Origin of the sequence: Pseudomonas sp. S3(2024), from assembly GCF_036861315.1 — a bacterium.
Taxonomy (GTDB): Bacteria; Pseudomonadota; Gammaproteobacteria; order Pseudomonadales; family Pseudomonadaceae; genus Aquipseudomonas; species Aquipseudomonas putida_A.
The window spans coordinates 30,940-43,216 of record NZ_JAZAQQ010000007.1 but is presented as its reverse complement, the minus strand read 5'-3'; the positions used below and the strand labels follow the sequence as shown (position 1 = coordinate 43,216).

General features: G+C 58.8%; 10 protein-coding genes. 5 read left to right on the top strand and 5 right to left on the bottom strand.

Features of this window, described 5'->3' with window-relative positions; genetic code table 11:
• Window positions 1-46 precede the first annotated feature (46 nt).
• The 5 genes from VLA07_RS18395 to VLA07_RS18375 form a co-directional block, all read right to left on the bottom strand.
• Entirely contained in the window at window positions 47-1,357 is a 1,311-nt protein-coding gene (locus tag VLA07_RS18395) for an ABC transporter substrate-binding protein (RefSeq protein WP_103367022.1), read from the bottom strand.
• Window positions 1,358-1,698: 341 nt separating this feature from the next.
• A complete protein-coding gene (locus tag VLA07_RS18390; RefSeq protein ID WP_247267415.1) occupies window positions 1,699-2,604 on the bottom strand; it encodes an AraC family transcriptional regulator in 906 nt (301 codons plus the stop codon).
• Between the two features lie 68 nt (window positions 2,605-2,672).
• Window positions 2,673-3,542, bottom strand: coding sequence for a phosphatidylinositol-specific phospholipase C domain-containing protein (locus VLA07_RS18385; RefSeq protein ID WP_330206015.1), 870 nt, complete (start codon window positions 3,540-3,542; stop codon window positions 2,673-2,675).
• A gap of 144 nt (window positions 3,543-3,686) precedes the next feature.
• Window positions 3,687-4,979, bottom strand: coding sequence for a glycosyltransferase (locus VLA07_RS18380; RefSeq protein WP_333990292.1), 1,293 nt, complete (start codon window positions 4,977-4,979; stop codon window positions 3,687-3,689).
• Window positions 4,980-5,061: 82 nt separating this feature from the next.
• Window positions 5,062-5,424: a response regulator gene (locus VLA07_RS18375; RefSeq protein WP_330206013.1), complete on the bottom strand. Its 363-nt coding sequence runs from the start codon at window positions 5,422-5,424 to the stop codon at window positions 5,062-5,064.
• A 262-nt stretch (window positions 5,425-5,686) separates the two neighbouring features.
• Here VLA07_RS18375 and VLA07_RS18370 point away from each other — a divergent pair, with 262 nt between their 5' ends.
• From VLA07_RS18370 to VLA07_RS18350, 5 genes are read left to right on the top strand one after another with little or no spacing between them, the layout of a single operon-like run.
• A complete protein-coding gene (locus VLA07_RS18370) occupies window positions 5,687-9,187 on the top strand; it encodes a response regulator (protein ID WP_333990290.1) in 3,501 nt (1,166 codons plus the stop codon).
• Window positions 9,187-10,020, top strand: a complete 834-nt coding sequence (locus VLA07_RS18365; RefSeq protein WP_247267420.1) for a CheR family methyltransferase — start codon at window positions 9,187-9,189, stop codon at window positions 10,018-10,020. The genes VLA07_RS18370 and VLA07_RS18365 overlap by 1 nt, the downstream gene beginning before the upstream one ends.
• Complete coding sequence (locus VLA07_RS18360) at window positions 10,017-10,610, top strand: chemotaxis protein CheB (RefSeq protein WP_115984758.1); 594 nt, start codon at window positions 10,017-10,019, stop codon at window positions 10,608-10,610. Before VLA07_RS18365 ends, VLA07_RS18360 begins: the two co-directional genes overlap by 4 nt.
• Complete coding sequence (locus VLA07_RS18355; protein ID WP_095136014.1) at window positions 10,604-11,818, top strand: hybrid sensor histidine kinase/response regulator; 1,215 nt, start codon at window positions 10,604-10,606, stop codon at window positions 11,816-11,818. The genes VLA07_RS18360 and VLA07_RS18355 overlap by 7 nt, the downstream gene beginning before the upstream one ends.
• A gap of 44 nt (window positions 11,819-11,862) precedes the next feature.
• Complete coding sequence (locus VLA07_RS18350) at window positions 11,863-12,240, top strand: response regulator (protein WP_003225116.1); 378 nt, start codon at window positions 11,863-11,865, stop codon at window positions 12,238-12,240.
• Window positions 12,241-12,277: the final 37 nt, after the last annotated feature.

Sequence of the window (12,277 nt, the reverse complement as noted above, 5' to 3'; positions counted from 1 at the left end):
TCGCGAGCAGGCTCACTCCTACAAAAGGCAGGAGCGAGCAGTGTGGTTACTTGGGATAACCGGCGCGCTTCATCTCGCGTTCGGTGGTTTGCTGTGCGGCGGTCAGGGCCTGATCCACCGTGGTCTGGCCGATCAGCGCTGCCGAGAACAGCTTGCCGACCTGGGTGCCCACGCCCTGGAATTCAGGAATGGTCACCAGCTGAATGCCGATGTAAGGCACCGGTTTCAGCGTCGGTTTGCTCGGATCCGCCGCTTTCAGCGATTCCAGCGTGACCTTGGCGAACGGCGCGGCGCTCATGTAAGCATCGCTGTAGGTTGAGGCGCGGGTGCCCGGCGGCACGTTGGCGATGCCGTCGGTCTTGGCCACCAGTTCCCCATATTCTTTGGAGGTGGCCCAGGCGCTGAACGCTTTGGCGGCGTCCTTGGCCTTGGAACTGGTCGGAATCGCCAGTGCCCACGAATACAGCCACGCCGATCCTTTATCGGTGACCTGATGCGGGGCGAAGGTGAAGCCGACGTGATCGGCGACCTTGCTCTGGGTCTTGTCGGTGACGAACGAGCCGGCGACGGAAGCGTCAACCCAGATCGCGCATTTGCCGCTGTTGAACAGCGCGAGGTTTTCGTTGAAACCGTTACTGGAGGCGCCCGGCGGGCCGGATTTCTTCATGGTGTCGACGTAGAAATTCAGCGCGTTTTTCCATTCCGGGCCGGTGAATTCCGGCTGCCATTTCTCATCGAACCAGCGCGCGCCGTAAGCATTGGCGACGGTGGTGATCAACGCCATGTTCTCTCCCCAGCCGGCCTTGCCGCGCAGGCAGATGCCGTACTGTTCTTTGTCTTTATTAGTGAGTTTTTCTGCGAAACCGGCGATCTGTTCCCAGGTCGGGCGCTCGGGCATGCTCAGGCCGGCGTCCTTGAACAGGTCGGTGCGGTAATAGGTGATCGAGCTTTCGGCGTAGAACGGCAGGGCATACAGCGAACCCTTGACCGACAGGCCTTCGCGCACCGACGGGAACACATCGTCGAGGGCGTAAGAAGCCGGCAGATCCTTCATCGGTTCGAGCCAGCCCTTGGCGCCCCAGAGTGCCGCTTCGTACATGCCGATGGTCAACACATCGAACTGTCCGCCCTGAGTGGCGATGTCGGTAGTCAGGCGCTGACGCAGGACGTTCTCTTCCAGCACCACCCAGTTGAGCTTGATCTCCGGATGCTCGGACTCGAAAGTTTTCGAGAGCTTCTGCATGCGGATCATGTCGCTGTTGTTGACGGTGGCGATGGTCAGGGTCTGGGCGCCAAGGCTGACGCTGCTGAGGGTCATGCAGGTGAGGGCTAGCAGAGCTTTTGCAGTGGGTTGCATCGTGCACTCCTTTTCTGCGTCCGTTGGGAGGCAGAAGGACAGTTATTGTTTTTGTGTCTTCCGGTGCAGGAAGAATGTGCGCTGATTACAGCCCTCAATCGACGGACTGACAAATCATCCGTCGCACTCAAATCAATACTTTTTTGCACTGGTGTTTGTTGCGGTAGACGCAGGGAAGGGCTTTTCAGTGGGGAGGGGCTATTGAATCAGTACAGGTTTCATCGCATAAGATGCTTTTTGTGGGAGCGGGCTTGCTCGCGAAAGCGCTGTGTCAGTTTGCCGATCAGTTGACTGATACCCCGCTTTCGCGAGCAGGCTCACTCCTACAGGGGGCGGTGGTATCAGCCGAGGTTTTGTTCGGTCAGGCGCTGTACAGCGAGGCGTCGATAGTGCGACGGCGTCATGCCCTTGAGTTGCTGGAAGCGCCGATTGAAGTTGGAAATGTTGTTGAAGCCCGACTCGAAACACACCTCGGTCACCGGTTTGTCGCCGTCAGCGAGCAGTTCGCAGGATTTACTGATGCGCAGGCGATTGACGAACTCGATGAAGTTGCGCCCGGTGGCCTGTTTGAACACGCGGCTGAAATAGGTCGGCTTCATCCCCAGATGCTCGGCGACTTCTTCCAGAGTCAATTCGCGGGCGTAGTGGTCGAAGATGAAGTCGACCGCGCGGTTGGTGCGGTCGATGTTGTGCTCGTCGGCCAGTTGCGTGTTAGTGGCGCCGGAGAGCAATTGATAATCGTCAGTCGCCGCCAGCAGCTCCATCAAAATGAAAAAGTGTCCGAGACGGGTAACGCCGCGCGTGTCGGCAATTCGCTGCATCAACGTCATGGCCTGACGGATCGTATCCTTGTCGCGAAATTCGATGCCATATTGCGCACGCTCCAGTAGCGGCGCCAAAGTCTTGAGTTCGGCGAACACCTGGTGCCCGCTGTCGAACAACTCATCGGTGAAGTTCACCAGCATGTCGCGCTTTTCCACCACTTCGTCTTCGGCCACCTGGCTGATCCAGTTGTGCGGCAGATTGGGCCCGGTGAGGAATAGTGTTTGCGGATAAAAGTTGCCGATGTAGTCGCCGATGAAGACCTTGCCGGAACTGGCGACGATCAGGTGCAGTTCGTATTCCTTGTGAAAATGCCAGCGCACTAACGGGCAAGGAAAACCATGCTGACGGTAGATGATGGACAACCCGTTATGGTCGTCCATCAGTTCGTAGGAGGGATCAGTGATTCTGGTTGCCCGAGTCATGTCCGATGCGTCTTGTTGTGGTGTTCAGGTGCCCATCATGCACGCGCGTCACGGACAGTTCCAGCGCCTCAGCCCCGGGCCTTGCGTAGACCCTTGGACTGGTTGACCTGCTGGCAATGGCTGATCAGTGGAGTGCCACCGATGAAGTCGGCATTGATAATGCTGCACTTCGGCGCCCATTCCGAGTCTGGGGCGAACCAATGATCGAGTTCGTTGGTGATCCGCTTGACTCCGGCCAGTTCGCCGTAGCTGGTGGCCGACAACGACCAGAGGCTGCCGTATGCCGGCGGGTTGGCCAGGGTTCGGGTGATGTGTTGCTTGAGTTGCTCTGGCGAGGTGATGTCCGACCCGCTCCATTCATGGCGGATTTTCGGCCAGTACAGGGGCGAATTGAAATCCGGGTGCGAGTCGCTTGCCAACACCACGCGTTGTAGCGAACTGGCCCTTTTAAGTTGTTCAAGGGTCAGATGACTGTTGTTTCGGGGGATAAGCCGCGAAGCCAGTTCCGTAGTGATGACTTCATGGAAACCTTTGTAATCGAATGGCTGATCGTTGGTGCCCTTGAGTTCATGTAAGTCCAATACGATGAATTCGTTCGGATTTTCATTGAGGAAAAAATTGAGACTTTTTACCAACTCGCTCAAGGAGCGTCCCTGGAGCAGTTTCACGCCATGAAAGGTATGAAACTTCCTGATGCCCAGCCAGTGTTCATCGGCATGCAGACGCAAGTCGAAGGCGCGCACGCCTTCATTAAGTTGCTGAATGAACGGACCGTCCTGACAGACAAACCAGTTCTGGGCGGGTTGGAGATAAGCCGGGTACGGAAAATCAAAATCCAGCCCGGAATTATGCGCGCCGGGCCAGACCACTTCGCCAAGGGTCAGTCGGTCCATATCCGGTGTAGCCGCCATCCAGTTTTTGAAAGGGTAATTACTCATGGTGCATTCCGTTGCAGATAAAGTTTAATTTCCGACCAGTCAACTTGTTTGGTCAGTTCGGAAGTTATTCTTTGGTGCAAACGGAAAAAGTACAAGCCAGCACTCTTTGCAAAGTATTGGCAATGTGATTTTGCACTTTAATTATCAACTTTTCTGGTTCTTTGCTTCGATCCACTGCGCCATGTATTGGGTGCTTTTATGCAAGTGGTGACGCAACATGCTGCCAGTAAAGTTGGCGCGACGTAATGCTGACAAGTTGTCGCGGCAATGTTGCAGGCGAGCGATCAGCGCCGGGCCGTGATCATTCTGCCGATAGCGCGCATTCAACAACGCGACGCCGGCCTGCTGTGCATCAGTCCAGCGCAATCTGTCTTCGTGCAGCGCCACAGCGGCGTCGGCCAGGGCCTGGGCCGACTGAGCCACCGCACCGGGCCAGGGCAATGCGCCGCCCATGCCTTCGGCGCCGATGGGCGTCGTGACGTTGGGCGTGCCGCAGAGCATTGCATCGACGATCTTGCCCTTGATCCCAGCGCCGAAACGCAAAGGCGCCAGGCAAACCCGGGCTTGCGACATCACTTGCAGCGCATCTTCTGCCCAGTTCATCACATGAAACCCCTGCGCCGCGTTGTGCAGGGCTGTGGCCTTGGGCGGCGTATAGGCACCGTAGATATGCAGTTGGGCGCCGGGCAATTGCTGGCGGATCAGCGGCCAGATGGCGGTCTTCATCCACAGCACGGCGTCCCAGTTGGGCGCGTGACGGAAGTTGCCAATACTCAGAAAGTGCGCCCGCTCTTCAAAGGGGACGAACGAATCGCGCGGCGGTTCGAGCATCAGCGGGCACCAGTGCAGCAGGTCGCCAGGGACTTGAAACTGTTCGACCAGCAACTGAATTTCAACTTCGGAAATCATCAGATTCAGATCGCAGCGATACAACGCGGCGATTTCCCGTTTGGCCAGGTCCGTATCGGCCATCAACTCGAACTCTTCGCGCAGCGCCGGCGCGAACAGTGCGCTGAAGTCCTGATTGTCCGGGTCGTCTTTCAAACGTTCCTTGAGCCGTTGGTGGCGGGCGTGGCGCAGGCTCTGCAGGTCGGACGTCTCCAGTACGCGCAAGGCATTCGGGCATTGCTTTTCGACGCGCCAGCCGAACTGCTCTTCCATCATGAACTGGTCGAACAGCACGATATCCGGGGCCAGTTCGCTGATGAAACTATCGAAGCTGCTGTTGTTCAGTTCGATCGGCACTTCGCGGATGCCCAGCGCGGTCAGGTCAGCCTTGTGCTCGCCCGGGCCGGCCGGGCTGCTGAAGGTGATGTCCCAGCCTTGCTGCAAAAACGTCTCGAGGATCTGCATCACATGCCCGCTGGCTGCCGAAGAGCGCGGTTCGGGCCAGACGTAACCGATGACCAGAACTTTGGTGGCGGGTGATGCAGTCATTGACGGGGGTTCCTTGCAAGCAGGCGGCTAAAAATGGCGCGCAATTAGAGCACATCTGCAGCCGCTGCCGGATCAAGGCCAATCACTTGGTCAGAATGCCCTTGACCTTGTCACGCAATTGATCGATGGAGAACGGTTTGCCGATCACATGCATGCCCGCAGGCACGTCGATGTTTTCGGCGTAACCGCTGGCGAACAGAACGGGCAGGGTGGAGCGCAGTTCACGTGCCTTGCCGGCCAGTTCACTGCCTGTCATGCCCGGCAGGCCGTAGTCAGTCATCATCAAGTCGATAGCCTTGCTCTGATCCCCGAGAATCTCCAGCGCAGACTCGCCGTCATCGGCCTCCAACACACTGAATTCCAGCTCCTCGAGCACATCGACGATGAGCATGCGTACGATGTCGTCGTCTTCTACTACAAGGATGGTGGACGCTGGGGTGGACATAGGGATAGCTCTCAAGAAATGAAATCGGAACGGCGACCGGTCGAAAATGCCGGGCTCTTGCATGAGTAAGTGGCGCATGGCCACAAGTTCCCGAGCGGATACGAAAAAGATTAGCTGCAAATCGGGGCGGCAAGGATACCCGTTGCCTGATCGGGAAGTGCAGCAAATGTAGGAAATTGCCATCATGACGGTGAGAAAAATGGATCCATAGTACCGTTTTGGGGCAAACTCCCGGGTTTCGACAGTTCGACAAGGCTGCCCCATGTCCACTCGGTCTACAGTTGACGAAACACGGTTCCGTAAACTCCTGACGCGCAACATCAGTCTGCCCCTGGGCGTCGGCGCGATCAGTGCAGTGTTTTTCATTTCGCTGATCACCTACTTGCTCTCGGTGATCCAGTGGGTGGAACACACCGACCGGGTGATCAATAACGCCAACGAAGCGGTGAAACTCACCGTTGATCTGGAAACCGGCATGCGCGGCTTCCTGCTCAGCGGCGACGAGCACTTCCTCGACCCGTACGAGACCGCGAAGCCGCGGATCAACGTGGCGCTCAATACCTTGCTCGAACTCACTGCCGACAACCCGGTGCAGACCGATCGTCTGCGGCGTCTGCAGGCCTTGCAGACTGAGTGGAGCAACTACGCGCAATCGATGATCGATCTGCAGCGCTCCACCGGTGACTACCGGGGCGCGGTCAAGGCCGGGCGTGGCAAGCGCCTGACCGATGAGATCCGCAAGCAGTTCGAAGACGTGATCGACATGGAGCAGCAGTTGCGCACCACGCGCAACGAAGAGGTGCGCCGCACCACGATCTGGAGCATCACTCTTTATCTGCTGTTTATAGCCGGGATCAGCGGTTTGCTGGCCTATGTCGGTCGCCGCGATCTGGTCAGCCTGTCGGACAGCTACAGCGCCAACCTTGCGGCGCAGCAAGCCAGCGCCGAGCGTCTGGAGCGCCAGGCGTGGATGCGTAGCGGCCAGACCGAACTGGCGGAACAAGTGCTGGGGCAACTGACGCTTAACCTGCTGGGGCGCAATATTCTGCAGTTCTGCGCGCAATACCTCGGCACGGCGGTGGCGGCGCTGTACGTACGCGAAGAGCACGGCGGCCTCAAGCGCGTGGCGTCCTATGGGTTCTCCCGCGAACAGGAAGAAAAAGATCAGCAGATCTACAGCGGCGAAGGCATCGTCGGCCAGGTTGCCCAGCAGGGGCAACTGATTCGCCTGGATTCGGTTCCGGCCGACTACTTCAAAGTCAGCTCCGGCCTGGGCGCAGGTCTGCCGCACAGTGTGCTGGTGGTGCCGACCAGTGATGATGACCGGGTCAACGGGGTGATCGAACTGGGCTTCCTGCGCCCGCTCACCGACCGCGATATCGATTTGCTGGAACTGATTGCCGGCAACATCGGCACCTCGATCGAAGCGGCGCGTTATCGCCAGCGTCTGCAGGAAGTGCTGGCCGAAACCCAGCAGCTCAACGAAGAGTTGCAGGTGCAGCAGGAAGAGCTGAAAACCGCCAACGAGGAGTTGGAAGAACAGTCGCGGATTCTCAAGGAATCCCAGGCGCATCTGGAAACCCAGCAAGTAGAGCTGGAACAGACCAACGAGCAGTTGGCCGAACAGGCGCAGACTCTGGCCGAGCAGCGTGACGCCATGGACCAGAAGAACACCGAACTCAATCAGGCACAGGTGCAGCTCGAAGAACGCGCCGAAGAACTGCAGCGTTCGAGCAAGTACAAGTCCGAATTCCTCGCCAACATGTCCCACGAACTGCGCACGCCGCTGAATAGTTCGCTGATCCTCGCCAAGTTGCTGGCCGAGAACCCGCAGGACAATCTGACGGCCGAGCAGGTCAAGTTCGCCGAGTCGATCTATTCGGCGGGCAACGATCTGCTGAACCTGATCAACGACATTCTCGACATTTCCAAGGTCGAGGCCGGCAAGCTGGAAGTGATCCCGGAAAACACCAGCGTCGCGCGTCTGGCCGACGGCCTGCGCAGCGTGTTCGAACCGCTGGCGGCGGACAAGCAACTGACGTTCAGTGTCGAGTTGCAGCCGGATGCACCGATCATGTTGTACACCGACCGCCAGCGTCTGGAGCAGGTGATCAAGAACCTGCTGTCCAACGCCGTGAAGTTCACTGAACACGGCGCGGTCAGCCTGACCATCGCCGGCCAGCCGAACGAGCGCATTGCGTTCATCGTGCGCGATTCGGGGATCGGTATCGCCGCAGATCAGCAGGAAAGCATCTTCGAAGCGTTCCGTCAGGCTGACGGCACCACCAACCGCAAATACGGTGGCACCGGTCTGGGCCTGTCGATCTCGCGTGATCTGGCGGCCTTGCTCGGTGGCTCGATCAGCGTCAGCAGCGCGCCGGGGCAGGGCAGTGTGTTTACCCTGGTGCTGCCGCAGCAATACAGCGAGCCGGGTGACAGCCCTGCGATCCCGCTGACCTTCACGCCGCCGGTATCGGCCCCGGCCCCGGTGGTGCAGCCGCCATCGATCGCGGTGTCGCCGCTGGCGCCGGTGCACATCCCGCGTTTTGCCGATGACCGTGGCAAGGCGCCGTTCGCCACGCGCTGCATTCTGGTGGTGGAAGACGAGCCGAATTTCGCCCACATCCTTTACGACCTGGCCCACGAACTGGGTTATCAGTGTCTGGTGGCGCACGGAGCGGATGAAGGTTATGACCTGGCCCGCGAGTTCGTGCCGGACGCGATCCTGCTCGACATGCGTCTGCCGGATCACTCCGGTCTGACCGTGCTGCAACGCCTGAAAGAACACGCCGAAACCCGGCACATCCCGGTGCACGTGATCTCGGTCGAAGACCGCGTTGAAGCGGCGATGCACATGGGGGCGATCGGTTACGCAGTCAAACCGACCACCCGCGAAGAGCTCAAGGACGTGTTTGCCCGTCTCGAAGCCAAGCTGACTCAGAAGGTCAAGCGCGTGCTGCTGGTCGAAGATGACGATCTGCAACGCGAAAGCATTGCCCGCCTGATCGGCGACGAGGACATCGAGATCACCGCCGTCGGTCTGGCGCAAGACGCGCTGGAAAAGCTGCGCACGACGATTTACGACTGCATGGTGATCGACCTGAAATTGCCGGACATGCTCGGCAACGATCTGCTCAAGCGCATGTCGACCGAGGACATCTGCTCGTTCCCGCCGGTGATCGTCTACACCGGCCGCAACCTGACCCGCGATGAAGAGGCCGAGCTGCGCAAGTATTCGCGCTCGATCATCATCAAGGGCGCGCGCTCGCCGGAACGCCTGTTGGATGAGGTGACACTCTTTCTGCACAAAGTCGAATCGCAGTTGTCCCATGAACGGCAGAAGATGCTCAAGACCGCCCGCAGCCGCGACAAGGTCTTCGAAGGCCGCAAGGTGCTGCTGGTGGACGACGATGTGCGCAACATCTTCGCCCTGACCAGTGCGCTGGAGCACAAGGGCGCAGTCGTGGTGATCGGCCGTAATGGTCGCGAAGCGATTGATAAGTTGAATGAAATCGAGGACATCGACCTGGTGCTGATGGACGTGATGATGCCGGAGATGGATGGTTTTGAAGCCACCATTGAAATCCGCAAGGATCCGCGCTGGCGCAAACTGCCGATCATCGCAGTGACGGCCAAGGCCATGAAAGACGATCAGGAGCGCTGCCTGCAGGCGGGCGCCAACGATTATCTGGCCAAGCCGATCGATCTGGATCGCCTGTTCTCGTTGATTCGCGTGTGGTTACCGAAGATGGAACGCATTTAGTGGACAGCAGTCACTCCGTGGAGCGCAACAGCGAAATCGAATTACGCTTGTTGATTGAGGCGATCTACCTCAAGTACAGCTACGATTTTCGTGATTACTCGGGCGCTTCGATCAAGCGCCGGGTGCAGCACGCCTTGAGCCAGTTCGAGTGCGCAACCATTTCGGCGTTACAAGAGAAAGTCCTGCACGATCCCACGGCGTTCATGCAGTTGCTGCAGTTGCTGACGATCCCGGTCAGCGAGATGTTCCGCGACCCGTCGCACTTCCTGGCAATCCGCAAGGAAGTGGTGCCGCTGCTGCGCACCTATCCGTCGCTGAAGATCTGGATCGCCGGGTGCAGCACTGGCGAGGAGGTTTACTCGATGGCGATTCTGCTGCGCGAAGAAGGCCTGCTCGACCGTACGATCATCTACGCCACCGACATCAACCCGCGCTCGCTGGACAAGGCCAAACAGGGCATTTTCTCGATGGAGAACGTGCGCGCCTACACCGCCAATTACCAGCAGGCCGGCGGTCAGCGTTCCTTTGCCGATTACTACACCGCAGCCTATGGCTACGCGATCTTCGACAAGAGCCTGTGTGAGAACGTGACCTTCGCCGATCACAGCCTGGCGACGGACAGCGTGTTCTCCGAAACGCAGTTGATTTCCTGTCGCAACGTACTGATTTACTTCAACAAGAAACTTCAGGACCGTGCCTTCGGTCTGTTTCACGAATCGCTGTGCCACCGCGGCTTTCTGGTGCTGGGCAGCAAGGAAACGCTGGATTTTTCCGGTTACTCGAATCAGTTCGAACCGTTGGTCAAACAAGAACGGATCTACCGCAAATTATGAACGATGCCGTGGATTTGCCTCGTGTCGAGGCCATCGTGGTCGGTGCTTCGGCCGGTGGGGTCGAGGCCCTGCTGACCCTGCTCGCGCCGTTGCGCCAGGGTTACGTGTTGCCGATCATTGTTGTGTTGCACCTGCCGGAGGAGCGCCGCAGCCAATTGGCCGAAGTATTCGCCCGACGGCTGATGCTGCCGGTGGCAGAGGCGACCGACAAGCAGGACATCATGCCCGGCACGGTTTATTTCGCCACGCCCGGGTATCACCTTTCGGTGGAACAGGATCGCAGTCTGTCGCTGAGTCTTGAAGACCGCGTGCACCATTCCCGTCCGGCCATTGATTACTTGTTTGAATCCGCCGCTGATGTTTACGGCGAAACCCTGGCTGCCGTGTTGCTGACCGGCGCCAATCACGATGGCGCTCGCGGTCTGGCGCAAGTCAAGCAGCGCGGCGGACTGACCATTGTTCAAGACCCGCAGGACGCGCAGGTCGCCACCATGCCTCTGGCTGCGCTGAAAATTCAGCAGCCTGACCATGTCCTACCCATTCACGGCATCGGCCGTCTGCTTGTCGAGCTGGAACGAATCGCATGCTGAGTAATATCCAGGCCAAATTGCTGATCGTCGACGATCTGCCGGAGAACCTGCTGGCCCTCGAAGCGCTGATCAAGCGCGAGGACCGCACGGTGTACAAGGCGCTGTCGGCGGACGAGGCACTTTCGCTGCTGCTGCAACACGAGTTCGCCATGGCCATCCTCGACGTGCAGATGCCGGGGATGAACGGCTTCGAGCTCGCCGAGTTGATGCGCGGCACCGAGAAAACCAAAAACATCCCGATCATTTTCGTCAGCGCCGCCGGCCGTGAACTGAACTACGCGTTCAAGGGCTACGAGAGCGGGGCGGTGGACTTCCTGCACAAGCCGCTGGATATCCACGCGGTGAAGAGCAAGGTCAACGTGTTCGTCGACCTGTACCGTCAGAGCAAGGCCATGAAGCAACAGGTCGAAGCCTTGGAGCAGGCCCGTCGCGAGCAGGAAGCGCTGCTACAGCAACTGCAAAGCACGCAGTCGGAGCTGGAGCAGGCGGTGCGCATGCGCGACGACTTCATGTCGATCGTCGCCCACGAAGTGCGCACGCCGCTCAACGGCCTGATACTCGAAACCCAGTTGCGCAAGATGCACCTGGCGCGGGACAACGCCGCGGCGTTCACCCTCGACAAGATGCACGCGATGGTCGATCGCGACGAGCGCCAGATCAAAAGCCTGATCCGCCTGATCGAAGACATGCTCGACGTCTCGCGGATTCGTACCGGCAAGTTGTCGATCCGGCCGAATCGTTTCGATCTGACGCAACTGGTGAGCAACCTGCTGCAGAACTTCGCCCAGCAGATAGAGGCGGCAGAGACCGAAGTGTCGTTCACCGCGTCCGGCCCGGTAGAAGGTCATTGGGACGAATTCCGTATCGAGCAGGTGGTCTCCAACCTGCTGACCAATGCCTTGCGCTACGGTGGCCGCAGCCCGATTCAGGTGCGCGTGTACCGTGAGGGCGACGAGGCGCGGGTCGAGGTTCAGGACCGTGGCATCGGCATCAGCGAAGAGAACCAGAAGCGCATTTTCCAACAGTTCGAACGGGTTTCCGCCAAGACGGTAGTGGCTGGTCTCGGGCTGGGTCTGTTCATTTCCGAGCAGATCGTCGCCGCCCATGGCGGTTCCATCGTCGTCGAGAGTCAAATCAACGAAGGCGCCCTGTTTCGCGTTTGTCTGCCAATCCAGGAAAACGGCATATCCGACGCAACCTCTGAGTGACCGCACGGTCGTATCAGCAGCTATTGACCGAACAAAGGCTTCCCATGAGCGTAGATGCACAAGATGTAGTACTCGTCGTCGAGGACGAACCGGTTATCTTGATGGTGCTGACAGATTACCTGTCGGGGCAGGGGTACCGCGTGTTGCAGGCCGAAAACGGCGAGCAGGCGTTCGAGATCCTCGCGAGCAAGCCGCATCTGGACATGCTGATCACTGACTTCCGCCTGCCGGGCGGGATCTCCGGCGTGCAGATCGCGGAGCCTGCAGTAAAACTGCGCCCGGATCTGAAGGTGATCTTCATCAGCGGTTATCCGCAGGAAATCCGCGAGACCGGCAGCCCGATCACGCGTAAGGCGCCGATCCTGGAAAAACCCTTCGATCTGGATGTATTGCAGGAAAAGATTCAGGAATTGCTGGCCTGATCCGTAGCGGCTGATGCTCCCCATGTAGGAGCTGCCT

What these genes read in the sequence shown, in the direction of transcription:
- VLA07_RS18395 (WP_103367022.1), bottom strand. Translation starts at nt 1,357, where the DNA reads ATGCAACCCACTGCAAAAGCTCTGCTAGCCCTCACCTGCATGACCCTC.
- VLA07_RS18390 (WP_247267415.1), bottom strand. Translation starts at nt 2,604, where the DNA reads ATGACTCGGGCAACCAGAATCACTGATCCCTCCTACGAACTGATGGAC.
- VLA07_RS18385 (WP_330206015.1), bottom strand. Translation starts at nt 3,542, where the DNA reads ATGAGTAATTACCCTTTCAAAAACTGGATGGCGGCTACACCGGATATG.
- VLA07_RS18380 (WP_333990292.1), bottom strand. Translation starts at nt 4,979, where the DNA reads ATGACTGCATCACCCGCCACCAAAGTTCTGGTCATCGGTTACGTCTGG.
- VLA07_RS18375 (WP_330206013.1), bottom strand. Translation starts at nt 5,424, where the DNA reads ATGTCCACCCCAGCGTCCACCATCCTTGTAGTAGAAGACGACGACATC.
- VLA07_RS18370 (WP_333990290.1), top strand. Translation starts at nt 5,687, where the DNA reads ATGTCCACTCGGTCTACAGTTGACGAAACACGGTTCCGTAAACTCCTG.
- VLA07_RS18360 (WP_115984758.1), top strand. Translation starts at nt 10,017, where the DNA reads ATGAACGATGCCGTGGATTTGCCTCGTGTCGAGGCCATCGTGGTCGGT.
- VLA07_RS18355 (WP_095136014.1), top strand. Translation starts at nt 10,604, where the DNA reads ATGCTGAGTAATATCCAGGCCAAATTGCTGATCGTCGACGATCTGCCG.
- VLA07_RS18350 (WP_003225116.1), top strand. Translation starts at nt 11,863, where the DNA reads ATGAGCGTAGATGCACAAGATGTAGTACTCGTCGTCGAGGACGAACCG.